The following is a 24,431-nucleotide window of genomic DNA, read 5'->3' as shown; positions in this document are numbered from 1 at the left end:
TGTAATACATGGCAACAGAATATTTCTTAAGAATGGGTGACGGCGCAAAGATCTTCATGAGCAAGGAAGACATCATGGCTGACATCGAAGCAGGTTGTGCTGACGCAGCAGACCTCGGTACCATCCCATCCCTCTCAGAAGATGAAATGGAGAAAATGCTCGATATCATCACATCACCTGGCAGAATTGTCGGTGTAGAGCCAGGAATGGAAGTTCCGGTAACACACGACATCGGTGCAATCAGGATCGATGGTGACCAGGGTAACAGTGGTGTAGGTATTCCTGCAAGCAGACTCGTCGGTTCCATGATCCACGAGCGCGCATTCGGTGCAGACACAATGGAACTCGGTCACATCGACTACAGTTACAAGCCTGTCAAGCCAGTTATCTCCCAGGAACAGCAGACAATGGAAGTTTGCCAGCAGAACATGGTCATCCCTATGCTCTACGGTGCAATGCCAAACATGGGTCTGTACTACACTCCTGATGGTCCATTCGAGAACCCTGGTGACCTCATGAAAGCATTCAAGATCTCTGAAGCTCAGGAATCCATCCAGAAAGCTGGTGACCACGGAATCCGTGACATGGTCTGGATCATGCAGAGACTTCAGCACGTCGGTTGCGACGGTGTCAACTTCGATACCATCGGTGCAGCTGGTGATGGTGATGCATATGCATCCTTCAATGCTATTGAAGCACTCAGGAAAGAATTCCCTAACATGTACATCAATGCAGGTATGGCAGGAGAACTCGTTCTCGGTATGCACGGAGAGCTTGAGTACGATGGTACAGTACTTGCAGGTCTCTGGCCACACGAGCAGGTTTTACTTGCAGCAAAGGCAGGAGCAAACACCTTCGGTCCTGTATGTAACACCAACACCAGCAAGACCTCCGCATGGAACCTTGGTCGCTCAGTTACCTTCATGAAGGCAGCTGTTGAGGCATCTCCAATACCATGTCACGTAGATATGGGTATGGGTGTCGGCGGTATCCCAATGCTTGAGACACCACCAATAGATGCAGTAACCAGGGCAAGCAAGGCAATGGTCGAGATCGCAGGCGTCGACGGTATATAGATCGGTGTGGGCGACCCACTCGGTATGCCAATTGCACACATCATGGCATCAGGTATGACCGGAATGAGAGCAGCTGGTGACCTTGTTGCAAGGATGCAGTTCACAAAGAACATGAGGATCAACGAAGCAAAGGACTTCGTATCAAAGAAACTCGGTGTCGAGAACGCAGACCTTTCCGACGAGTACGTCATGAGGGAGATCAGAGAAGAGCTCGACATTGGCGTAATCACATCAGTTCCTGGCTGTGCAAAGGGTATTGCAGCTAAGATGAACATCGAGAAACTCCTCGGTATCAACATCAACTGCTGTGACAAGTTCAGGGAAACCATCGCATAATTTCAATAAACAGACCCGGGTTTACCCGGTCTGTACCTTTTCTTTTTTTATAAGTCTATTAAGACTATTTCAAAGGTCTGTCAATTTTATAATATGACCTCAATCAGGGTCAGTTTTTCAAAAACAATTTATATTTTAATTGCGTTATCTTCATGATGTTATTTGGTAATCCTTAAATTACATACACTCTGGAGAATGATCGTGGAATCAATATATTTGTTGCAGATCGCACTTGCTGTTCTAATAATGAGTCTGCTGGCTCAAAGTCTGAGCAAATTGTTCAAGATGCCTGTTCTTATCTTCCTCCTGGTTGAAGGTATCATCATAGGACCTGAAGTTCTTGGTATACTGGACCCGACACTTCTTGGGGAAGGCCTGACGGCGATCGTTTCATTATCTGTGGCAGTGATCGTATTTGATGGTGGTCTTCACATTGATGTAAAGTCTATTAGGTCTATCCAGCAGGGTGTGCTCAGTCTTGTTACGGTGGGTGTGATGATCACATTCATCTGTGCAACATTTTTCACTTACTACATAGTTGGTCTTCCGCTTGATATCTCTGCCGTATTCGGAGCATTGGTTACTGCAACAGGACCAACGGTGATCACTCCTGTTGTAAGGCAGGTGCGCGTAAATCACAGGGTAAGCAAAGCGCTTGAACTTGAAGGAGTGCTCAATGATGCCGTGAGTGTTATCCTGGCTGCACTTGTGTTCGAGGTAATTATTTCCGAACTTTCCGGATTTGAAGTTGTGGGATTTTTGCTCTACAGAGCGATGATCGGTCTTGTTATGGGTTTAGCGAGTGGTTTTTTGCTAACTCGATTTTTGTCACGCTCAGTCCATTCTGAGCAGGTAGTTCGTTTTGTGACATTTACCTCCGTGATAGCAACTTTTGTCATATCTGAGTCATTGGGTGCAGAATCAGGAATTCTTGCAGTAGCGCTTTTCGGTATTATTGTAGGAACTTCTAATGTTCCTTACAAAGCCGCGCTGAAGGAATTCAAATCAGACCTTGTGGTCATGATGCTATCATTGATCTTCATTCTACTGGCGGCAATGCTAAAGTTCGAGGATATATTCAGGATCGGAGCTGTCGGTATCATTGTTGTATTGCTGCTGATATTCTTTGTCAGACCGCTTTCCGTGTTCGCCAGCACTGCAAGGACAACTTTCAGGACAAAAGAAAAGTTGTTCATCTCATTTGTAGGCCCACGTGGTGTTGTTCCTGCATCAATTGCAACATATTTCGCAATTAAGCTCAATGGCCTGAATATAACCGGTGGTCAGGAGCTTGTTGGTCTGGTATTCTTAACTGTAATTATTACTGTGTTCATGACAGGTTTCCTGTCAAAACCTGTAGCTAGATTTTTAGGAGTGATACCTATGGAAATTCTTATAGTAGGCGGAGGGGAAGTCGGAAGGATCCTCTCTGAAAGGTTTGAAAAAAGGGGTGAAAATGTTGTTGTTATTGAATCCTCTGAAGAGAACTGCCAGCGTTTGATGAAATCCGGAATACGCGTTGTTCATGGTGATGCCGAAGATGTCAATGTGCTTAAGAAAGCAGGCATCGAAAATGCAAAGTATTTCATTGCAAGTACCGATCAGGATAATACCAACTTGCTGGTCTGCCAGATAGCCAAGACCAAGTTCGGCTTCAAGGAAGACCAGATAATTGCAAGGGTAAACAACATGGAGAACCTTCATGCGTTCTGGGATCTTGAGATCCGTGCCATGAGTCCGGCCATGAGTACTGCACTTTTCCTTGACAATATGGTGGGAAGGCCTCATATGTTCTCTATGTGCGAGGTAGGCGAAGGCGGTGACATCCTTGAGGTCAAGGTCACAAACCCAAAGGTTTCCGGCAAGGCCATCAAAGAGCTATCACTTCCTGAGGATAGCCTGTTGCTGATGGTAAGAAGGGGCGATGAGTCGTTCATTGCAAATGGAAACCTTGTGCTTGAGTTCGATGATATGGTAACGGTCATAGGCGAAGGGGATGCTGCAAAGATCGTTGCGGACCTTTTAGGCAGATAAGTAAGGTGAATACTTTCACCTTGCTAACTTTACTTTTATATAGTTATGATGTATAACTTGATTTGCCTCTCAAATCAGATACAAACAAGAGGCTTGAGGAATTAATATGGATAAGACAGCAGAGAATATCAAGAACAGATTTTTAGAACTTGGTGTGGATATACCCATTGAGAACATTGCCGAAAGACTTGACAAACTTGTCACAAAGTTCAAGGTTCCCCTGGATGAAGCCCGCAGGAGTGTTATAGCATATTTCCTGAAAGAATACAATATTGACAGGAATGATTTTTTCACAGGTCAGGGATCAACTCCTCTTGTAAAGATCAATGAGGTCAACGAGGGTGGTAAATGGGTAAACATCAGGGGAAAGGTCGTGCAACTCTGGGACAGCACTCATGAATCCGTGTCTCAGGTAGGTCTTTTAGGGGATGATACTGGAACGACCAAATTCATTAAGTGGGCACGCGATGATATCCCTGATGTCCAGGAAGGTAAAAGCTACCAGTTCAACAATGTTGTCATCAATGAGTGGAACGGAAGGTTCGAGATAACACTTAACAAGAACACTATTATCGAAGAGATCTCTGAGGATATCGATGTAGTATCCACTGCACTATCTTCTCCGACAGATGGTCAGCCTGCACCTATGGTAAGTGTTGCTGATATTACCGAGGATGGTAAGTGGATCTCTCTTAAAGTAAGGGTATCACAGCTCTGGGACAATACTCATGAATCCATATCTCAGGTCGGTCTGATAGGAGACGGAACAGGAACCATCAAATTCATAAAGTGGACAAGTGCCGGTCTTCCGGATATCGAAGAAGAGAAAAGCTATCTTTTCAACAATGTGGTTGCTCAGGAATGGAATGACCGATTTGAAGTTACTCTTAACAAGAACAGTACAATAGAAGAGCTTGATGAGGAAGTGGATATCGGCACATCTTCTGTTACTTTTAGTGGTGTAATGGTGGATGTTCAGTCCGGATCAGGTTTGATAAAACGCTGTCCTACATGCAACAGGGCATTGACCAAAGGGGCATGTATGGAACATGGAAAAGTAGATGGTGTTTATGACCTTCGTATCAAAGCCGTTCTTGATGACGGAAATATTGCGCAGGAAGCCCTTCTAAAAAGAGAGCTTGCGGAGCAGATCTCTGATATGACCCTTGATGATGCGATTTCCATGGCAGCAGATGCTCTTGATCAGGGTGTTGTTCTTGATCAAATGAAACTCAAACTTCTCGGAAAATATTTCGCAGTAACAGGTTCCAAGATGGATCGTTATATCCTGGTTGATTCTATTGAACCGCAGGCGGAGTTGAGCCCGGAAACAATTGATGAACTTATTTCAGAGGCGGAGGTGTTGTAAATGGCCGGATATGTAAGAGAAGTTTCACGCCGTATTTTTGCACAGGAGTTCAGGGAATCCAATTTGACATTTAAGGACGGGGATGACCAATATTCTCCACAGTACCTGTTAACGCCTACAGGTGCAAAAGTAAATCGTCTCTTTATTGTGGGAACACTTATTGAAAAGGAAGATATTGGCACAGATTCCGAATATTGGAGAGGGCGGGTGTCTGATCCTACCGGTTCCTTCATGATATATGCCGGACAGTATCAACCCGAAGCAGCACAGTTCCTTGCAGAATGTGAAACACCTGCCTTTGTAGCCATTGTAGGGAAACCAAGTACCTACACGACAGCAGAAGGCACTGTCCTGACATCTGTCAGGCCGGAATCCATTTCTCTGGTGGATGGTGCTACACGTGATCTATGGGTTGCAGACACTGCAAAAAGAACACTCGAACGCATTAAAGATCTTGATAATATGGATCCAAATGTCATCAAGGCAAAAGAACACTATGGCGCTGACAACACTCAATATGCTTCAATGGTAAAGGAAGCACTAAAGTCATTAAAAGAAGATATTTGATCTGTGTTCTGATATTTAATACTGCACATTATGTGCAGTAGCTATCTTTTTTTAACCACAAAAATAATAAGGTGGTCTCTCTTTGTTATTAATTGGGTGGTAACATGAAGACATACCTATTGATATGGTTCAGCAGCAATGGTGCCAGTCCTTCAGATGTCAATAGAAGCTTGATGTCAATGGGTTTCAAACCAATTCAGGGGGCATATGATTATGTCTATGATTGGGGTAACAATGTCGATCTTGATGAGATCTTGAGGTTTGGTGACAAGGTTCACTTAAGTCTTCATGATACCGGCACAATGTTCAAGATCGAGACTATCAACGGGGCGAATGAATAAAAATAAAATATGCCTTCTTCTTTTTAGTTCGTGCTTTCGAGCTTACGGGAAAAATCAATAAAACCGCACGCATGTCCTTCGATTTCTACTATCTCTGCAGAGACCTTTCCATTATCAATATTTATCTTTACTATGGAAGGGTCTGACATACGGGGGCTTGTAGGGGATCCCGGGCAGATAAGTATCACATCGCTAGTTTCCACCAGTGGTCTGTGGATATGACCAAAGATCAAAACATCCACTCCCATCTCAAGTGCAAGATAGCGTAATGCGGTGGTATCCATAATCGATAAGGCTCCTTCATGTACGAGACCTATTTTGACACCATCGGCATTAAAGATCAATCTTTCGGGCAATAGTTCTTTTAGCTCACTATCATCAGAATTCCCATGGACCGCTTTGAGCTTGCCAGTATCGGCAAAGGCCTGATAACATTCCATGGTTGTAAAATCGCCGGCGTGGGCGATTATATCACAGTCATCAAGAAGGTGTTTGAATGCAGGGGGGATGCCCCCTCTTGTAAGGTGGGTATCAGAAAGAGCAATTATCTTCATATCGATCCCTTATCTATTCATAACATGCTGTTGCTATTTCATTGCAGGTTAAGGTCAACTAGTTCGTAATCCAGATTTTCCATTTCCAATCTGCTCATGATCTGGGGCACTTCTTCATCAATAGCAAGCACAAGGGAAGATAATCCGTGGAAAGCTGCTTCTACAACGGATTCTTTTGCTCCGTACATGACATCCGGGGTAATGTCGATCTTCTTCAACGCAACGAGGGATTCGACACCTATGGCTGCTATATAAGATTTTGAACTGGCAAGTTTTTGTAACCTCTCCAGGTCGACATTGCGTGATCCACCACGTTCACTGCGTGGTACCTTGCAGACAGTAATACTGGCATTTTCAAGATCTATCATGCCTAAAAGGTTGGTAACACCTACATCATCGCCTTTCTCAGCAGCAGATATGGTCATTCCAGTTGCACCGGTCTCAATACTTTTGCTCACATAAAGCAATCCGTTTCTCATCTGAAGATATACATTTTCCCCCTTTTCAATATCTTCATCTGCGATAGCCGTCCACGTAGAAACATGGCTGATGATGTCACTCATGACAAAATTAGCATAGCGTTTCATATCAGCAGCATTTTCCAGTACCCATTCCACGCCCTTTTTCGTGATCCGATATCTCACCCTTCCATCTGAATAAATGAAACCTTCTGCTGTAAGTTCCTTGATGTATTCGGATACTGCTTGTGGTGTCACACCGATCTTTTCAGCAATTTCTTTTTGACGAACGTTAGGCTGATGAGCAGCAACTTCTGTCAGGATTTGAAATTTAGTTATGCCGCTTTTGCTTTGGAGAATATCTATCATTCAGTTTCCTCATTGATCTTGAGTCTTTGTCCCATAACAGTGAGTTTGGGTGACCTTCTTGCCAGAGAACGAACATATATTGGACTCTTGTTCATTGCACGTGTCAAGCTGCTCATTGAGTGATTGCCCTTTTCCACAAGTTCTTCCAGTTCTTCGATCATGTCTTTTATTTCTTCATAAGGGTGGAATGTGAGCATAATAATTTCACTTAGATCTTCAAAAGAACACTGGAAATTTGTTTGCACTTTAGAATAGGATGAATGGTACTCTTTTTCAGGTTTTTTACCTGGTTCTGGCATATGCCACTGGCTTTCGAGCAAGCCACATTCTTTCAATATTGTGATACTTTCAGAAACATCACAACCCATTTTTTCTTCCAGGTCTCCTTTTGTCATCCATTCAACCAAAAGAAGATTGAAGACCTGTTTATGTTGTCCTGACTGAAAGGTTTGGAGAAGGGGAACTAGTTCTGAGGGATCATTTATAATTCGAGTCCTTTTGGGCATCATTAATACCTCTTATTAGGGTACTTAGGGGGGATAATACAATATGATAGATATGAATCCAGTTCGATTGTTAACTTAGCTTTGGTACATATGCAACTCTAACTAAATAAATGTGTTGTGGCAAGGGTGTTTACAGGCCGGATCTTTTGTTGTTGTGGAGTGGTTTTGTTAGAAATTCTACATCATTTTAATTGACCGATACATTTATCCAATTTTGTTACCAATATTGGTTAGATATTATGTCTGAAGACCTCTACACGAAGATATGCAGGATACTTGAAAAGAAGCAATTGTCCATCAGTGGGATCAGCAGGGAGCTGAAAGCAGAGGGGTTTGATGAGCATCGCCTTATCCTGACAGGTTATCTTCGTGCACTGAGGGATATGCACAAGCTCAATGAGGTGGAAATACCTCCATCAAAGATCTATGTGTGTGTAGAAGGTTCTGAATCGTTGAATAATGATATTTATTCCCTGATGACTAAACATCTTCATACACTTGAGCCGGATGTTCGTTTTCCGGCAGCCGTTTGCATCTTATCTTCCATATTTGAGAGACCTGTCTTCAAGGAAGAGCTAAAGATGATGGGGATCAATGATTCGCATATAAGGAATTATCGCCGTTCTCTGTTAACTGTCAAAGAAACAACCGGGAAGGACATTCGCGATCTTCGAAGGTCTATTACACGGATGACGGTCCCTGATCATGATCCTGCATATGAAGCGGACAAATATTCAGCCAAAGAAGAGTTCATTGCGCTGAAAGGTTCTGTTCTCATTGCACTGACAAAGGACATGTCCGATCTGAGTGGTCTCATACCTAAGACCAAACAGGTAACTCTCATTTAAATATTTTTTATTTAAGCAACTATTATCTAAATAGGGCTTGCCAAAATAACTTCTCTAAGTCGATCGAATTGGCAAGTCGATCTTCTCTGTAGTTTATCCGGTAAAAATACCTTCTGTAAGAATACGTTCTGCAAAAATAAATAGTGGTGAAGGGATGCCCCTTTCACCTTATTCCAGATAGATCGCCGGCCTTAATGGGAAAGCAAATCTTGCTTTGTTCTCGGGATCATATTCTGCATTGTCAGCTGAATATACGTCTACCGGGCATCCTATCTCCTTTTCAAAGAACTCTATGTTCTCTTCAAGGGCGACCTTCTCATCAAGATCAAAGTTTGCCAGTGTGTTGAACGTATCCTCGCTCATGGATGTGATGTCTGTGACAAGTTTCTGTGCAAACTTGGACACTTCTTTTCCATAGCGTCTCATCTCCGGATCGCTCATTAATCCCTTTATCAGTACGCCGGGGTTAAGGGAGCCTTCTTTCTGCATTGAGAGTGCTGTCTTGAAGGCTGTTGTTTTCCATTCTGGTGCTGTGTAAAGGATCGCTCTCTGAGGTGTGAGCTTTGTAACCCTTATGATCTCATCAACATCTGATAGTGTGCTGCTGATCAGCTCTTCTGCAAACTCAGCACGGTTGTCTACAAGTGTTTCATCGTATACTGGATATGCTTCAAGAGAAACCATGGATTCTTTGCCCATTGCTTCCCATATCTCTTCACAGACGTGAGGGGTGAACGGTGCCATAAGGCGTACCCATGTCTCAAGTACATCGTAGAGAAGTATGCTTCCGCCACGCTTCTGATACCACTTCAGATCATTGAGCAGCAGGAAGAAAGAATTCTGCAACGCATTTCTTGTCTTTATGGTATCCAGGGCTTCATTCGTCTCATGGATACGCTGTTGCAGTCTGCTCTGCATCCACCTGTCGATACCTTTCATATCACTACCAATGCCTGATGCGGCACCGGATTCTATGATGTCCTTTGCAAGCTTGTAATACCTGTCTATCTGCTTTCTTGCAGATTCGATGCCGCTGTTCTTCCAGTCCGCATCCTGCATCTGTTCAGCACTGGACAGAATGTACATCCTGGATATGTCCGCACCATAATTGGCAATCGCGTCATTGAGGGTAAGCAATGGTCCCTTGGACTTGCTCATCTTCTTTCCTTCCAGCGATACAAAGCCGTTGATGGCTATCGCACGAGGCCATTTTTCCTCCTCGAAGATCGCAACATGGTGGAACAGGAAGAAGAGAAGGTGGTTTGGTATCAGGTCCTTGCCTGATGATCTCAGGTCAACAGGATACCAGTATTCGAAATCACTGCGGATCTGCTCAAGAATATCTGAACTGACCCCACTCTTTGCCTCGGCATCCTCAATAGTTCCTTTTCCAAGAAGGACATAGTCGAATAGTTCAGGAACCAACTGTTCCGTTCCAATGCCTTGTGCTATGAACTTGGCAACGATATAGTAGGACATATAGATGGTGGAATCTCCGAGGGATTCGATAAGCCAGTCCTTGTCAAATGGCAAAAGTGTACCAAGCCCTTTCTTCCTGGCGCATGCTTTGTCCTTGAGCCAGTCTACCTTATTATTGAACTCGACCCTTAGTTCCTCAGGTATGATGTCCATATTCTCGATGCAACGGTAGACCTTATCCTTCCACTCCGGGCTGGAGTAGTTCAGGAACCACTGTCCCTTGACCATATTGACAACACATGGAGTTCCGCAGCGGCAGACAACAGGTTCACTGAACTCATAGAAAACTTCTCCAAGCCCCTGCTCGATGAGGTCTCTAGTTAGCACATCCTTGATCTTGGAGACTGGCATTCCTGCATACTTTCCGGTGTTCTCTTTAAGCACACCGCCGTGGAACTCACGGCGATAGACCATCTTTGTTGCTTCCTCTGCCTTAGGGTCTTTCTGATCCTTAACGTTGAACTGTTCCACAGCTTCTATAGCCGGAAGCTCCCCGAACTCCGGGACCTTGATGAGGGAGATGAACTTAATGTCTCGAAGGTCTTCTGTAATACCATATTCGCTGAGGTCCTTGTCGTAAAGGTCACGTACAGCGAGATAATCATAAGGTGCATGTGATGGTACGCTCATGACGATACCGCTTCCGTTCTCGCCTTTTACAAAGGATGCCGGAAGGGTGATGACCTCTGCTCCTGTAAGCGGGTTCTTCACTTTGATACCGATAAGTGACTTTGCATCCACGTCTTCGATGAACTCTACTTCCCTGTCAGTAAAAGTGAGCTTGTGGTATGCTTCCTTGCTGACGACCCAGAACTCTTCCCTGCCTTCGAATGTGACCTTGATCTTAACGTGTTCCAGGTCCGGATTTATCCAGAGGTTCGTTACACCGAAGGTAGTTTCAGGCCTGAGGGTGGCACAGGGCAGTACAATATCATCGAACTTGAACTTTATAAGGGTATAATCGACAATAGTTGCCTCTTCACCGTGGAGAATGTCATGGTCTTCCACAGGGTTGTTGTCATTAGGACACCATTTTACAGGGTGGGAACCCTTTACAATGAGGTCTTTTTCATATAAGAGGTTGAATTGCCATTCAATGAACTTCTTGTAAGTTGGATCGGTTGTCGTGAACTTGCGTCTCCAGTCAACAGAATAACCTATGGAACGCATGGACCTCTCAGCTTCCACACTGAAGTATTCCACGATCTTCTCAGGTGTGTCAAGTCCCGTCAATGTTTCCATTGGTATGCCGTGGAACTGGGAATAGACCTTCATGGTCTCAGGATCCTTGTTCTGGATAAGTTCGGCAAGTCCGACTATAGGTGTTCCTGTTACGTGGAATCCCATTGGGTACAGGACATTATATCCATGCATCCTCTTGTGCCTTGCAACAACATCACCAATGGTGAATGTCCTTGTGTGTCCGGCATGCAGGTTCCCGTTCAGATAGGGGTATGGAATTGTAATGAAGAACTTTTCGCGTTCATCAGGTTCAGCTTCAAATACGCCGCTTTCATTCCATTTTTGCTGCCATTTCTGTTCGATATCACGTGAAATATAATCTTGTTGCATGAATAACACCGTTCCAACAATTTTTGTAATCCGGAGATTTTGTTATTTGGAGAAAACCGCCTTGCGGACAGCTTCAATATTAGCATCTACTGTAATTGGTTCTGCAGATATATTAATGACTTCTTCAGGGTCCTTTAGCAGGTGACCCGTTGTAACACATACGACCGTTTCATCATGACCAATGACGCCTGCATCTACAAGTTTTTTAAGTCCTGCCACGGAAGTTGCACTTGCAGGTTCGACACCGATCCCTTCAAGTTGCGCAAGGTCTTTTTGTGCCTCTACAAGCTCTTCGTCTGACACTGCTTCTGAATTTCCACCTGACTCATAGATCGCCCTTAATGCCTTTTTTGCATTGACCGGGTTGCCTATGCGTATTGCCGTTGCAATGGTCTCGGGGTTCTTTTCAGGAACAATATCTTCAGTACCTTTTTTGAATGCTTTTGTGACTGGGCAGGCCCCTTCGGTCTGGATGCCCGTCATTTTCGGGACACGGTCTGTGATCCCAAGTGTCATGAACTCTTTGAAGCCTTTGTAGATAGCAGCAACATTTCCTGCATTACCTACCGGAACAACGACCCTGTCAGGAACATTGAAACCAAGCTGGTCAACGATCTCATGACCAATGGTTTTCTGGCCTTCAAGTCTGTATGGATTGATGGAATTGAGCAGGTAGATCTTCTCTTCATCACAAAGCTGACGCACAAGGACAACTGCCTCGTCGAAATTTCCCCTGATGCTCAAGACCTTCGCGCCGTGTATCAATGCCTGTGCTACTTTTCCAAGGGCTACCTTCCCTTCCGGAAGCAATACGATAACAGGCAGTCCTGCTTTAGCACCGTAGGTGGAAAGGGATGCAGATGTGTTCCCTGTGGATGCACATGCCAGCGTCTTCATCCCAAGCTCTATTCCCTTTGAGACTCCGACAGTCATTCCCCTGTCCTTGAAAGAACCGCTTGGATTCAACCCTTCATGTTTGACGTACAGCTCTTTGATCCCGATCTTTTCAGCAAGCCGATCACAACGGTAGAGTGGTGTGCCACCTTCCTGGATGCTTACAGGTTTTGTCTCGATCGGCAATAATGCCCTGTATTTCCATACAGATGGTGATTCAGTCCGGAGCTTTTGCATATCGATCTTAATAGCAGAATAGTCATAGATAACATCGAGCAACCCGCCACATTTGCAGGTATAGATGATTTCTGATTTTGTATACTTTTGACCGCATTCTATGCATTCCAGATGGTACATCAAAGGTCTCCTCAAAATAAGAGCATCAATGGTCTCATTATAGTGTCTAATTATAATGTGCTTAATAAATGACAACCTAAATAAAAGAAGCGGAATAAACGTTTTGCTTTAATATCTGCTCTTTTCATTTCGTGGTCCCGACCGTTATACTTATTGAATGAAAATATCATCCTGTAAATCTATGGATATCCGGCTTGTAGAAGGTTCACTTTTCATTGATGATCTGCGTTCATATCTGGGAAGACTCTCCGCAATGGCATCAGAACATGATGTTGTCATACAGGGGATCAATGCAGACAGGATCGCAGGCAAGGAACATGTGGATAGTGCCATCAAAAAAGCCATGCGTTCTATGGACAACGGTACAAATGTCGCCAAGGACATTGGTGTTGAGATTATGCGCTATGCTTCCGGAAAGCGACAGATCGGTGAAGCCTTTTCAATTGGTCTTACGGAAGGTCGGATGAATGTGTTATTCATCGTCATCGGGGATACTGTTTCAGCAGAAAGTGCTGTTGAAGGTCTCTCCGGATCAATAGAACCCGCATCGGTACTGGATTATTCCGATTCCAAAAAGGATGCTATCGTTTCACAGTTCTGCATTACTGGGGATGAACTTGATGCAGTGGGGGATGAAAAGATCCCTGAGCTTGTGCTGGAGCGCGTTGCTCTTGTGGATGTCCTGAAATAAGTGTACTCCGGCAGAAAAGTGGAACCGGTGGAAAATATTAATAGTTTTGGAACATTAGTCAGCTACATACATTTATTGGAGATGATATTTTGCCTCACCCAAAGACAGCAGAGAACATGATGAAAAGTGCAGGTCCTATTGAGACTGCCTTGTTACCCAGCCTCGTTCACGTTACAGAGGCTGCAGCGATTGCCGCTTCCTATCAAATGGGAAGAGGAAACAAGAACTATGCCGATCACGTTTCTGTGGAAGCCATGCGCAGGATGCTGAACTGTCTTGATTTCAAAGGTGTTATCAAGATCGGTGAGGGTGAGCGCGATGAGGCTCCTATGCTGTACATAGGTGAGGAAGTCGGTACCGGTGAAGGTGACATTGCAGTGGATATTGCAGTGGACCCTCTTGAGGGAACGAACCTTACTGCTGACGGAACTCCCGGTTCTATCTCGGTCATGACAATGGCAGAACCAGGTGGATTGTTCCACGGTCCGGATGTCTATATGGACAAGATCGTGGTAGGTTCTCAGGTCGTAAAGTACGAGAAGGAACACCCTGATGAGAAGATCGATCTTGATGCTCCTGTTAAGCAGAATCTAGAGATCGTTGCAAAGGCACTTAACAGGGACATCGAGGAATTGGTCGTAGTCATCCTTGACAGGGAACGCCACGAGAGCAAGATCAAGGAGATCCGTGCAACCGGTGCACGTGTGAGCCTTGTTACTGACGGTGACCTGATGCCTGGTGTTTCAACGGCTATCAGGGGTTCAGGTGTGCATGTTGTCATGGGTTCAGGCGGTTCAGGTGAGGCAGTCCTTACGGCCTCTGCTATAAAGATACTCGGCGGCAAGGTCCTTGCAAGGCTTGTCCTTCCATCAGTTGCTAATGGAATGTCTGATGAAGAGATCGAAAAGGAAAAGGCAGAGAAAATGCCAAGGCTCAAGACCATGGGTATTACCGAAGAGAACATAAATGATATACTTGACACAGACAAACTTGTGCCTGGCAAGGATGTTATCTTTGCAGCATCAGGTATCACTCCAGGTCAGTTCCTGCATCAGGTCAACCTCTTTGGTGGCGGTGATGCAAGAGTGAACAGTATTTCCATGGGAAGTTCCGGTGTTGTAAAGTTCACCGATTCTATCTATATCGGGGACAAAGAGGATACTCCGTTGCGTCTGTAATTTTTTTAAAAATGAAAGTACATGTCCTAACATACGGATGCTCGGCAAACCAGGCATCGTCCGAGATCATGATCGCTTCGGTCAGAGGTCTTGGGCATGAGCTTGTTGATGAAAAGGATGCCGATGTGGTTGTGATCAACACATGTACTGTTAAGTATGCCACCGAACAGAAGATCCTCTTCAAGATCGAGGATCTTGGACACAAAGGTGTAGATGTGGTGGTTACCGGATGCATGCCACAGGTGCAACTGGAAGCAATACTTGAGAAGAACCCTGATGCACATATCCTTGGCGTTAATTCCATTGCAAAGATCGGCAAGGTCCTGAATGTCATTGATGATTCCCGTAATGGCGGTTCACGTGAAAGGGTGCAGTTATTAAGTACCGAACCGGAAGGGTTCCTTAAGACTGCTCATTCAAGGTTTAATCCAAATATTCATATCTGCCAGATCTCGCAGGGTTGCGATTACAGCTGTGCTTACTGCATTGTGACGATTGCAAGAGGCAAGCTCAGATCCTTTGATGCGGATTCAATAGTAGAGGATGTTCGCATGGCAGTTTCGGAAGGATGCCGTGAGATCTGGCTGACCTCGCAGGATAACGGTCAGTATGGTACTGACAGGGATGTACTGCTGCCAGAACTTTTGAGGCGTATCGTGGCGATACCAGGCAATTTTAAGGTGCGTGTAGGCATGATGAATCCTTTTTCAGTGACGCCTATAATCGATGACCTTATCGAGGTATTCAGGTCTGATAAGATCTACAAGATACTTCACCTTCCAATACAGTCTGCATCGGATGATGTCCTGAAAAGAATGAACCGTTTCCATAGTATCGAGGAAACCAACGTTATCATTGCACGCTTCAAGGAAGTCTTCCCGGAGCTTACAATATTTACCGATATTATCGTCGGTTTTCCCGGAGAGACTGATGAGGACTTTGACAGGACACTTGAATGGGTGAAAGAGATCAGGCCGGATAAGGTGAACATCTCCCGCTACACCCCACGCCCTCTGACAAAGGCACTTGAATATCGTAATATCGACAGCCGGATCGTTGTGAACAGATCTAACAAACTTCACCTTCTGTGCGATGAGGTCAAGTTAGGATCTAAACAAAAAATGGTCGGGTGGAAAGGTGAGGTCTTCGTATCCATGGATGCAAAGGTAAAAGGAGTGATGGCACGCACAGCTTCCTATAAGCCTGTGGTAATTCCCGAAGGATCAGTTCAACCTGGAAGTTCATGCAATGTTGAGATCTACGATACAACATCAGGGTATTTCCTTGCAAGGCTGATTGATTGATTGATTGATTGATTGATTGATTGATTGATTGATTGATTGATTGATTGATTGATTCGTTTATTCGTCGTTGAATTATTTTTCGACCAATTGGTCGATGTTCCTTTATTTTATAACATCTTTCTCGTGAACGTTCTTGACTATTTCCTTGTTATAGGATTTGACAACATCACTTCTTGTGATTATTCCAAGCAGTTCAGTTTCATCAGTTCTGGAAACCACCGGCAGTCTTCCAATGTCCTTCATTGCAAGTCTTTTGAGTACAATATCCAGGGATTCGTCAGGATATGCTACCACAGGATCAAGGGTTGCAATGTCACTGATCTTCGTGTCAAGTTCTCCGTAATTCACTTTTTCACGCATATCTTCCAGGGTCACAATGCCGCGTAGCTTTTTATCATCATCAAGAACCGGGAATCCTGCATGACGGCTTGACTGCATAAGGTCAAGAAGGTCCTTTGCAGTATCGTTCATTGAGATCGTATGGACATCGTTTCTCATGTTGCCTCTTACAAGCATGGATTCCATTACGTTGATCTCCTTTCCCCGGCGGATTGTGAACCCACGTCTTTTGAGTACTTCTGTGAATATGGATTCCTCATGAAGTCCGTTTGCGATCGTATTACTAACAACGCAGGCAAACATCAGCGGAAGAATCAGATTATAGTCCTTTGTGAGCTCAAAGAGGATAAGCATGGATGTAAGGGGAGCTCTGGCGGTACCGGCAAGGGTTGCTGCCATTCCGACCAGTGCATAGGCTCCGGATACGGCTGTACTTGCGGGAAATAGTTCATGCACGATGGTTCCGTATGCACCACCCAGCATGGCACCTACGAACATTGAAGGGACTATGGAACCTCCTGCATTTCCTGATCCTATGGTGAACGAAAATGCAAGGATCTTAAGGACAAGAAGTATCAACAGCAACTGAAGGGTGAAGTTGTTAGCCAGAACTTCTGTGATCACATCATATCCTATGCCTCTAACCTGCGGGTAGGAATATCCAATGATGCCCACAAAAAGTCCGCCAATAGCAGGTTTGAATGCAGGGTGTACCGGGATTTTCCGGAAGGTATCATGGGTTATGTAGAGGGTTCGTATCAGTATTACAGATGTGATGCCACAAAGGATTCCCAGTACAAGATACAGGCCGGATTCCCTGATGGGGTCTACAAGCCCGTAATAGGAAACTTCGATTGGGTGTACTTCGAAAATGAGGTTTGCAACAAGTGTCGCAAATACCGAGGAAAGTACGATGGGTATGAACGTCCTTGTTTCAAGTTCTCCAAATATAACTTCTACTACAAAGACAACTCCTGCAAGAGGGGCGTTGAATGCCGCAGCTATGCCTCCGGAAGCACCACAGCCAAGAAATATCCTGTAACGGTTGTCAGGTGCATTGATCGCTTTTGCAAAAATGGTTCCAATACCTGCTCCGGCAAGGATCCCTGGTGCTTCCTTTCCTACGGAACCGCCTGTTGCGATCGATACAATGGACAAAAGGACTTCCCGGAAAGCTTCACGTATCCGGATCCTTCCTCCGTGTAATGCAGTACCTTCGATAACTTCAGCTACATTGCATCGTTTCAGATCTTTGTATAGGTGGGTAACAAGCCCTACGAACAATCCTCCGATTGCAGGGATAAATATCACATAATATTGGCCTGAAATTCCTCCATTCCAGAACACCCCTTCTACATATTTCAGGCAAAGATCATATGCAACGATAGTAAGGCCTGTGAAGATACCTATCAGTACTGCCAGATTATTTGATATTCCTGGTTCAGAATGCAGTCTTTTGAATAGTGCATCCCTTATGTTCGATTTTGAGAACCTGTTGTTCAAGAAGCGCCTCTTAGAAACACTAAATGGTTCTTTGGAAGAGCCATCAAGAATGAATTAAAAAGAACAGGAATCCCTGCTCTTTTGTACAATTAATATATGTGGACAACGCCTGTTCAGGCTTCCAGTCTTCCCAGTGTCTCGCAAAGGTTCTCGATGGTATCAATGACCGTTTTCATTCCGATCTCATCATCGTCTACTGGTTTCTGCGCAATGCCTCCAAAGTGTGCACCGTCTCCCACAGGCATCATGCCGTGGACAAGCATGCAGTCATGGATGCCCTGTATAGTCTTTTCCTGTCCGCCATTACGTGATCCTCCTACTGCCATGACTGCACCGAACTTGCCTTTGAGCTGGAATCCCTGTCTTCTGAGAAGGACACTCCTGTCGAACAGTGCTTTGAGTTGTGCTGTCATTCCACCAAAGTAGACCGGGGATGAGAACACGATAGCATCTGCTTCTGCGAGCTTGGCGTATATGTTCTGCATGTCATCATTGATAGGACATTTCTCTCCGCGTGCACAGGTCCCGCATGCGATACATGGGTTGACCTTATTTTCGGAGAGCAGTATGCTTTCTGTTTCAAAACCTTTTGTTCCTGCGATCTCAAGAACCACGTTTATGATCTTCTCATTGTTGCCTTCTTTTGTAGGGCTTCCGGATATTCCTAGTATCTTCATATAATCACCGATATGCATATTTAGTGCTTTATTACTAGCATTTTGGTATCGTTTCCGGGCTGTAACTCCTTAAACCTTTTGATTAACAGTTTTTATAGAAGTTCTTCTTCTTCTTCTTCTTTGCTGAATGTCTTATCATCCGTCCATAATATTTTAAGCAAGATCTAATAAAAACCATTATCTACCTTTATCGTCAATATTAGTTAGAAAATTACAGGTATAACAATGCTTGAAAAATTATTTGAACCAACTTCTGTGGCGGTAATTGGTGCCTCCCGTACTAAGGGCAAAGTGGGGCGGGCGGTACTTGATAATCTTATCGAGAGCTATAACGGCGAGATAATTCCTATAAATCCGAAGGCTGATGAGATCCTTGGCCTGCGCTGCTATCCGACAATTCTGGATGCCCCCTATGCAGCAGAGCTTGCAGTAGTTGTTTTGCCTGCAGCAATGGTTCCTGATGCACTGGAAAAATGTGGTCTTGCAGGTGTAAGTAATGTTGTCGTGATCTCCGCAGGCTTCAAGGAGTCGGGTATCGAAGGAGCGAAACTGGAACGAAGATGTGCTGATATTGTCAGGGAACATGGCATGCGAATGGTCGGTCCCAACTGTCTTGGTATCATTGACACAGGTTCCGGTCTGAATGCTTCCTTTGCTGCATCCATGGCAAAGAAAGGCAATATTGCAATGATGTCCCAGTCCGGTGCGATATGCACTTCCACGCTTGACTGGGCTGATTCCAGAGGTGTCGGCTTTTCAAAATTCATCAGTCTTGGGAACAAGGCAGACCTTTCTGAGAACGATTTCCTGCTGGAGATGGCTGATGATGATAACACATCGGTAATAGCAGCTTATCTTGAAGGTGTGAAGGACGGGCCAAAGTTCATGGAGATCGCCCGCGAGGTATCACACAAGAAGCCTATAATTGTGGTAAAATCCGGTAGGACTGCTGTGGGATCAAGAGCAGTATCCTCTCACACCGGTACGCTGGCGGGTTCAGATGAGGCCTATAATGCAGCATTTGCGCAGAGCGGTGTGATGCGGGCGGATTCCGTTGAGCAGATGCTCGACTACATACGTGCATTTTCCAGTCAGCCAGTGCCGGATGGTAAGAACATTGCCATAGTTACCAATGCTGGCGGTCTGGGCATACTGACAGCCGATGCCTGTCATTATGCAGGTCTTTCACTTTCTTCCTTTGATGAATCTACGATAGATCGCCTTCGGGAGAAACTATCTCCTGCGGCGAATCTCTACAATCCGGTGGATGTGCTTGGTGATGCACCTTCGGATATCTATGGGTATGCACTTGAAACGATCCTTGATGACCCAAATGTTGATGGCATAATCGTACTGACATCACCACAGGCAATGACGGATGTTAAGAACATCGCTGAAGTGGTTGCAGAGAAGGCCGTTGCTTCTAAAAAGCCCATCCTATGCAGCTTTGTCGGTGGCACCAGGATCGAGGAAGGCGAGGACATACTTGATCAGAATCACATCCCGAATTTTGCTTTCCCGGAAAGGGCAGTTTCAAGCATGGCAGCGCTGTGTAACTATGGTGTGATAAAAAAACGCGTTCATCTGGAATCTGAAAAGATCGATGCAGATAAGGAAGCTGTATCTTCCATATTGAAAAAAGCACTTTCTGAGAACAGGCATACACTTGGACTGGAATCGTTTGATATCCTGAAAGCATATGGTATTCCCATTGTGGGAACTTCCAACGTGAAGACCTTGCAGGAGGCGATCGATGCCTGTGAGGAGATGGGATATCCTGTGGTAATGAAAGTACTTTCTGCTGATATATCCCACAAGACCGATGTCGGAGGTGTTCGCATTGGCCTGGAGAATCGGGATGATGTTGAAAGAGCATACCATACCATGATGTCGGATGTGAGGCGATATATGCCAAACGCCGTTATATCGGGTGTGCAGATTCAGAAGATGGTCACAGGTGGAAAAGAAGTGATCATTGGCATGAACAGGGATGTACAGTTTGGTCCTCTGCTAATGTTCGGTCTTGGAGGTACCTATGTGGAAGTTCTTAAGGACGTATCCTTTAGTGTTGCTCCTATTGGAAAGGATATCTCCCGAAAGATGGTCTCTTCGATCAAGACCTATCCGATCCTGACGGGTGTGCGTGGTGAAAGTTCTTCTGATATTAATTCAATAGTTGATACTCTTTGCAAGGTATCACAGCTTGTAATGGATTTCCCGGAGATCCTTGAATTTGAGATCAACCCGCTGATGGTGTTACCTGAAGGCCAGGGCTGTGTTGCAATGGACATCAGGCTGACCCTCGGGAGTGAATGAACATGCTGGCATTGACATTTGAGATAATTGAACGACAAAGGTGGTTATTGTGGCATCTATATTGATAAGTTCCTCTGAAAAATACTCGGGTAAAAGCTCCCTTTGTACGGGAATTGGTATCATCCTCCGGAACAAGGGTTATTCTGTTGGTTACATGAAACCGATAGGTAACATGCTGGTGGATGTTAACGGTGTCCTCTCTGATGAGGATGCAGAACAGATGCGAAAGGTCTTCGACCTGAAGGACGATATCAATCGTATCACTCCTATATTGCTGACTGACAACCTTGCAGAAGATGCTCTTGCAGGTGTTGAGAAACATTTTGACAGGACCCTTAGCAATGCATTCGCTGAAGTTTCGAAAGACAAGGATGTCGTTCTCATTGAAGGTACGGGTGGCATTGGGGGAGGCGCGATGTATGGTCTTTCTGATCCTCAGGTCAGTTCTATACTTGGAACAAAGATGCTTCTGGTGACGCGTTATGATTCTGTCTATGCTGTGGATCGCATTCTCTGTGACATCAAATTGATAAATGATCCTGATATGCTTGCAGGCATTATACTAAACGAGGTAGATGAGGGCCAGATGACGTATGTTTGCGAACTGGTGGTTCCTTTCCTGGAGAGTAAGGGTATCAAGGTCGTTGGTGTTTTACCAAAGGACTCAACACTTCGTTCAGTTCCTATCTCCGAGATCGTGGAGGATCTGCATGCTGAGGTCCTTGCTGGTTCAGAGCATCTTGAAGAGCTTGTGGAGCATTATCTTGTAGGTGCAATGGAGGTTAACTCGGCTATCAAGTATTTCCGACGCAACCCTGGCTCAGTTGTCATCACCGGAGGTGACAGGGCAGATATTCAGATGGCTGCCATTGAAGCGCGTGTGAAATGCCTTGTACTTACCGGCAATCTCCAGCCGAGTGGTGCGGTGCTGGGAAGTGCGGATGAAGCAGGAATTCCTGTGGTGCTTGTTCGTGGTGACACCATGTCAACTATAGGCAGAATGGAAGGCCTGATCGGACACTCAAGGTTCAGGAAAGAGCATAAACTTGATCGTATTGTCGAGCTTATCGAGAACAATGTGGACATTAATAGCTTGTTATCAATTATAGGTCTATGATCTCTGCTACATTTCAGATGGATATAGATAAATATAAAATTGGTATATAGTGTCGTGCATCGCATTCATTTCGATTAAAAACAAAATTATCTTACTAATCCAAATATTGATACTGGTGATGAATACCTTGACTGCTAAAGATTTTCTCACGATCGACGATTTTGACATTGAGGATAGAACAATTCTTGTGAGGGTTGACCTGAACTCCCCAATGGATCCGGAGGGTGGCATTCTTGATGACATGAGGATCAATAGCCATATTCCCACTCTGAGGGCTCTTGAGAACGCAAAGGTCGTACTTCTTGCCCACCAGAGCCGGCCCGGGAAGAACGATTTCTCTACTATGGAGGCACATGCACGGATAATGTCCAGACTCCTTGGTCGCAAGGTGACCTATATTGATGATATCTTTGGCACTTATGCAAGGACAAGTATATCTACAATGGAGAATGGGGATGTTATACTTCTTGAGAATGTGCGTTTCTATTCGGAAGAATCCCTGAAAAGACCTGTAAGCGAACAGCAGGGCACTCACATGGTAAGACAATTGGCTCCACTATTTGATATTTTCCTCAATGATGCTTTTGCAGTATCTCACAGGTCACAATTGTCCATCGTTGGCTTTACCGGATTGCTTCCATGTGGTGCCGGGCGTTTGATGGAGCGTGAGATCACAGCTCTTGAAAAGAGTCTGAAAGGGAACGAATACCCATGCATATTCGTACTTGGTGGCGCAAAAGCGGATGATTCTATCAAAGTTGCAGAGAACGTTCTCTCCAGTGGTGGTGCTGACAGGGTTCTTGTCACAGGTGTTGTGGCAAACGTCATGCTTGCTGCATCGGGTGTTGATATTGGTGAACCCAATATGAAGTTCATTGAATCCCAGGGTTACCTGGAACAGATCGATAAAGCAAAACAAGTCCTTGACAGGTTCGAAGGGAAGATCGGTCTGCCTCGCGATGCTGCATTGAATGACGGTGGCAAGCGGATCGATGTCAGTATTGAAGAGGTCGCTTCAGCGAACCTTCCGATAAACGATATTGGTCTTGAGACGATTGTTGCATATTCCGGTGAGATCGAGAACGCAAAGACCGTTGTTCTGAATGGTCCTGCAGGTGTTTCGGAGATCGATGGTTTTGAGATCGGGACCTTTGAGATAATAAAGGCTGCAGCGAACGCTGAATATTCGATCGCTGGCGGTGGCCATATTACTGCTGAGGTGCGCAATATCGGCTATGAGGACAAGTTCTCTCACATAAGTACCGGTGGCGGTGCATGTATCGATTTCCTTGCCGGGGATACACTACCCGGTATAGAGGCCTTAAAGGTGGCTGCAAAGAGATATCTTGAAACTGAATGAATGTGGCATGGGGGTTGAGTATGCTCAGTGATTCCGAAGGTAGAAAGGCTGTAAGTCTTGCAAGGGATACTATTGAACTGTTCCTTGAGAATGGAAAAAAAATGCAGGTATCCGATTTGCCGGAAGTTTTCAATGAACTGCGCGGAGTCTTTGTGACCTTGACCATCGAAGGTGATCTGAGAGGCTGTATCGGTCATCCGTATCCGGATTCTCCTTTGAGTGATGCTATCATTGATTCTGCTATCTCAGCAGCAACAAGGGATCCCCGTTTCCCTGCAGTGGATATCTCAGAGATGGGTGACATTGTTGTGGAGGTAACTATACTGACACAACCCGAACTTATCGATGTGCCTCCGCAAAAGCTACCGGAAATTATCGAGATAGGTCGACACGGTCTTATTGCTAAGGACGGTCCATACCAGGGGTTGCTGCTTCCACAGGTGGCACCTGAGAACGATTTTGATGCTATTGACTTTTTGACCCATACCTGCTTAAAGGCCGGTCTGGCGCACGATGCCTGGCTTACAGGTGCACAGATGTACTGGTTCGAAGGACAGATATTCAAAGAAATAAGCCCGCGGGGCGACGTTGAAGAAGAAAAGTTCAATTCATGTTGTAAGTGAAGAGGGTGTAGATTCCTCTTAACTGTATTTTTCCATCTTTTTCAGAAGGGCTTTGACACTGGTCTCAAGCTCATTGGCAGATTCTCCTATCATGAGGTTTACAAGACCTTCGGGTCCCAGTGTCCTGAAATCGGTTTTAATACCTATTACCGTCTTGTTCTTTGCATAGGCATATCCGATCTCCCATGCTGTCCCGGAATCGACATCAGTGCCACCATCAAGAACAGCGACCACTATGTCACAGGCATCGATGGCTTCAACATTTAACTGGAAGATATTACTGGAATCCATATCCTCTCTTGCTGCTTCTGTATCATTCGAATCCTCTTGGGGTACAAAGACCGTGAATCCAATCTCTTTCAGTGCAGTTTCCAGCTTTTTGTTGAATTCTTGTTCAGCTTCGGAGAACAGGGGTGCTGCAAGGTATATTTTTTTAGTTATGCTCATTTTATCTCCTTTGTCTTAATTTTGCCTTCTAATAATGTAAGTTAAGATTCATAATCATTCTGGAGACTTTAAATGTAGCTGAACTTTTGTTGATAAACTCAATTTCCGATTGCTAG

Annotated in this window: 20 protein-coding genes and 1 pseudogene; 13 read left to right on the top strand and 8 right to left on the bottom strand. The window is 44.9% G+C overall.

Annotation, left to right across the window (positions count from 1 at the left end):
- Positions 1-8 precede the first annotated feature (8 nt).
- From mtbB to LI82_RS10000, 5 genes and pseudogenes are all read left to right on the top strand, one after another.
- A pseudogene (mtbB, locus tag LI82_RS10025) lies at positions 9-1,412 on the top strand ([dimethylamine--corrinoid protein] Co-methyltransferase).
- Between the two features lie 195 nt (positions 1,413-1,607).
- On the top strand, positions 1,608-3,446 hold the full coding sequence (locus LI82_RS10015; protein WP_236622749.1) for a cation:proton antiporter domain-containing protein: 1,839 nt from the start codon (positions 1,608-1,610) through the stop codon (positions 3,444-3,446).
- 106 nt (positions 3,447-3,552) lie between these two features.
- Positions 3,553-4,815, top strand: a complete 1,263-nt coding sequence (locus LI82_RS10010; protein WP_048195443.1) for a replication protein A — start codon at positions 3,553-3,555, stop codon at positions 4,813-4,815.
- Complete coding sequence (locus LI82_RS10005; protein ID WP_048195441.1) at positions 4,816-5,382, top strand: RPA family protein; 567 nt, start codon at positions 4,816-4,818, stop codon at positions 5,380-5,382.
- Between the two features lie 104 nt (positions 5,383-5,486).
- The gene (locus LI82_RS10000) at positions 5,487-5,723 is read left to right on the top strand and encodes a hypothetical protein (RefSeq protein WP_048195439.1); all 237 of its coding nucleotides are present in this window, start codon (positions 5,487-5,489) and stop codon (positions 5,721-5,723) included.
- Between the two features lie 23 nt (positions 5,724-5,746).
- On the opposite strand, the gene LI82_RS09995 is transcribed toward LI82_RS10000, so the two are convergent.
- The 3 genes from LI82_RS09995 to LI82_RS09985 are packed head-to-tail and all read right to left on the bottom strand — an operon-like array spanning position 5,747 to position 7,610.
- Positions 5,747-6,277 carry a metallophosphoesterase family protein gene (locus LI82_RS09995; RefSeq protein ID WP_048195437.1) on the bottom strand — a complete coding sequence of 177 codons (531 nt, stop codon included), beginning with the start codon at positions 6,275-6,277 and terminating at the stop codon, positions 5,747-5,749.
- A 38-nt stretch (positions 6,278-6,315) separates the two neighbouring features.
- Entirely contained in the window at positions 6,316-7,104 is a 789-nt protein-coding gene (locus tag LI82_RS09990; RefSeq protein ID WP_048195435.1) for a DUF7839 domain-containing protein, read from the bottom strand.
- Positions 7,101-7,610, bottom strand: a complete 510-nt coding sequence (locus LI82_RS09985) for an ArsR family transcriptional regulator (protein WP_048195433.1) — start codon at positions 7,608-7,610, stop codon at positions 7,101-7,103. Before LI82_RS09985 ends, LI82_RS09990 begins: the two co-directional genes overlap by 4 nt.
- 239 nt (positions 7,611-7,849) lie before the next feature.
- Between LI82_RS09985 and LI82_RS09980 the strand changes: the two genes are divergently transcribed.
- The gene (locus LI82_RS09980) at positions 7,850-8,458 is read left to right on the top strand and encodes a hypothetical protein (RefSeq protein ID WP_048195432.1); all 609 of its coding nucleotides are present in this window, start codon (positions 7,850-7,852) and stop codon (positions 8,456-8,458) included.
- Positions 8,459-8,626: 168 nt separating this feature from the next.
- On the opposite strand, the gene leuS is transcribed toward LI82_RS09980, so the two are convergent.
- Both leuS and thrC read right to left on the bottom strand, forming a co-directional pair.
- A complete protein-coding gene (gene leuS / locus LI82_RS09975; RefSeq protein ID WP_048195430.1) occupies positions 8,627-11,509 on the bottom strand; it encodes a leucine--tRNA ligase in 2,883 nt (960 codons plus the stop codon).
- Between the two features lie 42 nt (positions 11,510-11,551).
- Positions 11,552-12,760: a threonine synthase gene (gene thrC / locus LI82_RS09970; protein ID WP_048195428.1), complete on the bottom strand. Its 1,209-nt coding sequence runs from the start codon at positions 12,758-12,760 to the stop codon at positions 11,552-11,554.
- Between the two features lie 181 nt (positions 12,761-12,941).
- On the opposite strand from thrC, the gene cgi121 reads away from it, so the two are divergent.
- From cgi121 to LI82_RS09955, 3 genes are all read left to right on the top strand, one after another.
- Positions 12,942-13,451 (top strand): KEOPS complex subunit Cgi121, encoded by a 510-nt coding sequence (gene cgi121 / locus LI82_RS09965; RefSeq protein WP_048195426.1) that lies wholly within the window; start codon positions 12,942-12,944, stop codon positions 13,449-13,451.
- A gap of 89 nt (positions 13,452-13,540) precedes the next feature.
- Positions 13,541-14,629, top strand: a complete 1,089-nt coding sequence (glpX, locus tag LI82_RS09960) for a class II fructose-bisphosphatase (protein WP_048195424.1) — start codon at positions 13,541-13,543, stop codon at positions 14,627-14,629.
- An 11-nt stretch (positions 14,630-14,640) separates the two neighbouring features.
- Positions 14,641-15,933, top strand: a complete 1,293-nt coding sequence (locus LI82_RS09955) for a tRNA (N(6)-L-threonylcarbamoyladenosine(37)-C(2))-methylthiotransferase (protein ID WP_048195422.1) — start codon at positions 14,641-14,643, stop codon at positions 15,931-15,933.
- A 102-nt stretch (positions 15,934-16,035) separates the two neighbouring features.
- On the opposite strand, the gene LI82_RS09950 is transcribed toward LI82_RS09955, so the two are convergent.
- A complete protein-coding gene (locus LI82_RS09950) occupies positions 16,036-17,775 on the bottom strand; it encodes a chloride channel protein (RefSeq protein ID WP_052402890.1) in 1,740 nt (579 codons plus the stop codon).
- A 113-nt stretch (positions 17,776-17,888) separates the two neighbouring features.
- Positions 17,889-18,452 carry a flavodoxin family protein gene (locus tag LI82_RS09945; RefSeq protein ID WP_048196253.1) on the bottom strand — a complete coding sequence of 188 codons (564 nt, stop codon included), beginning with the start codon at positions 18,450-18,452 and terminating at the stop codon, positions 17,889-17,891.
- A gap of 225 nt (positions 18,453-18,677) precedes the next feature.
- Between LI82_RS09945 and acs the strand changes: the two genes are divergently transcribed.
- From acs to LI82_RS09925, 4 genes are all read left to right on the top strand, one after another.
- Positions 18,678-20,768, top strand: a complete 2,091-nt coding sequence (gene acs, locus LI82_RS09940) for an acetate--CoA ligase alpha subunit (RefSeq protein WP_048195420.1) — start codon at positions 18,678-18,680, stop codon at positions 20,766-20,768.
- Positions 20,769-20,817: 49 nt separating this feature from the next.
- Complete coding sequence (locus tag LI82_RS09935; RefSeq protein ID WP_048195418.1) at positions 20,818-21,885, top strand: phosphotransacetylase family protein; 1,068 nt, start codon at positions 20,818-20,820, stop codon at positions 21,883-21,885.
- 115 nt (positions 21,886-22,000) lie between these two features.
- Complete coding sequence (locus tag LI82_RS09930) at positions 22,001-23,245, top strand: phosphoglycerate kinase (RefSeq protein ID WP_048195416.1); 1,245 nt, start codon at positions 22,001-22,003, stop codon at positions 23,243-23,245.
- Positions 23,246-23,265: 20 nt separating this feature from the next.
- Entirely contained in the window at positions 23,266-23,868 is a 603-nt protein-coding gene (locus tag LI82_RS09925; RefSeq protein WP_048196251.1) for a TIGR00296 family protein, read from the top strand.
- Positions 23,869-23,886: 18 nt separating this feature from the next.
- On the opposite strand, the gene LI82_RS09920 is transcribed toward LI82_RS09925, so the two are convergent.
- Positions 23,887-24,315, bottom strand: coding sequence for a nucleoside 2-deoxyribosyltransferase (locus LI82_RS09920; RefSeq protein WP_048195414.1), 429 nt, complete (start codon positions 24,313-24,315; stop codon positions 23,887-23,889).
- Between the last annotated feature and the right edge of the window lie 116 nt (positions 24,316-24,431).

This window comes from Methanococcoides methylutens (assembly GCF_000765475.1).
Lineage (GTDB): Archaea > Halobacteriota > Methanosarcinia > Methanosarcinales > Methanosarcinaceae > Methanococcoides > Methanococcoides methylutens.
This window is presented reverse-complemented; position numbering and strand designations above follow the sequence as displayed.

Bases quoted from the DNA above. Each gene is read 5' to 3' on its own strand.
- LI82_RS09920 (WP_048195414.1), bottom strand. From the start codon at position 24,315: ATGAGCATAACTAAAAAAATATACCTTGCAGCACCCCTGTTCTCCGAA.
- LI82_RS10005 (WP_048195441.1), top strand. From the start codon at position 4,816: ATGGCCGGATATGTAAGAGAAGTTTCACGCCGTATTTTTGCACAGGAG.
- LI82_RS09945 (WP_048196253.1), bottom strand. From the start codon at position 18,452: ATGAAGATACTAGGAATATCCGGAAGCCCTACAAAAGAAGGCAACAAT.
- LI82_RS09980 (WP_048195432.1), top strand. From the start codon at position 7,850: ATGTCTGAAGACCTCTACACGAAGATATGCAGGATACTTGAAAAGAAG.
- LI82_RS10000 (WP_048195439.1), top strand. From the start codon at position 5,487: ATGAAGACATACCTATTGATATGGTTCAGCAGCAATGGTGCCAGTCCT.
- acs (WP_048195420.1), top strand. From the start codon at position 18,678: ATGCTTGAAAAATTATTTGAACCAACTTCTGTGGCGGTAATTGGTGCC.
- cgi121 (WP_048195426.1), top strand. From the start codon at position 12,942: ATGGATATCCGGCTTGTAGAAGGTTCACTTTTCATTGATGATCTGCGT.
- LI82_RS10010 (WP_048195443.1), top strand. From the start codon at position 3,553: ATGGATAAGACAGCAGAGAATATCAAGAACAGATTTTTAGAACTTGGT.
- LI82_RS10015 (WP_236622749.1), top strand. From the start codon at position 1,608: ATGATCGTGGAATCAATATATTTGTTGCAGATCGCACTTGCTGTTCTA.
- LI82_RS09985 (WP_048195433.1), bottom strand. From the start codon at position 7,610: ATGCCCAAAAGGACTCGAATTATAAATGATCCCTCAGAACTAGTTCCC.
- thrC (WP_048195428.1), bottom strand. From the start codon at position 12,760: ATGTACCATCTGGAATGCATAGAATGCGGTCAAAAGTATACAAAATCA.
- LI82_RS09990 (WP_048195435.1), bottom strand. From the start codon at position 7,104: ATGATAGATATTCTCCAAAGCAAAAGCGGCATAACTAAATTTCAAATC.
- leuS (WP_048195430.1), bottom strand. From the start codon at position 11,509: ATGCAACAAGATTATATTTCACGTGATATCGAACAGAAATGGCAGCAA.
- LI82_RS09925 (WP_048196251.1), top strand. From the start codon at position 23,266: ATGCTCAGTGATTCCGAAGGTAGAAAGGCTGTAAGTCTTGCAAGGGAT.
- LI82_RS09955 (WP_048195422.1), top strand. From the start codon at position 14,641: ATGAAAGTACATGTCCTAACATACGGATGCTCGGCAAACCAGGCATCG.
- LI82_RS09995 (WP_048195437.1), bottom strand. From the start codon at position 6,277: ATGAAGATAATTGCTCTTTCTGATACCCACCTTACAAGAGGGGGCATC.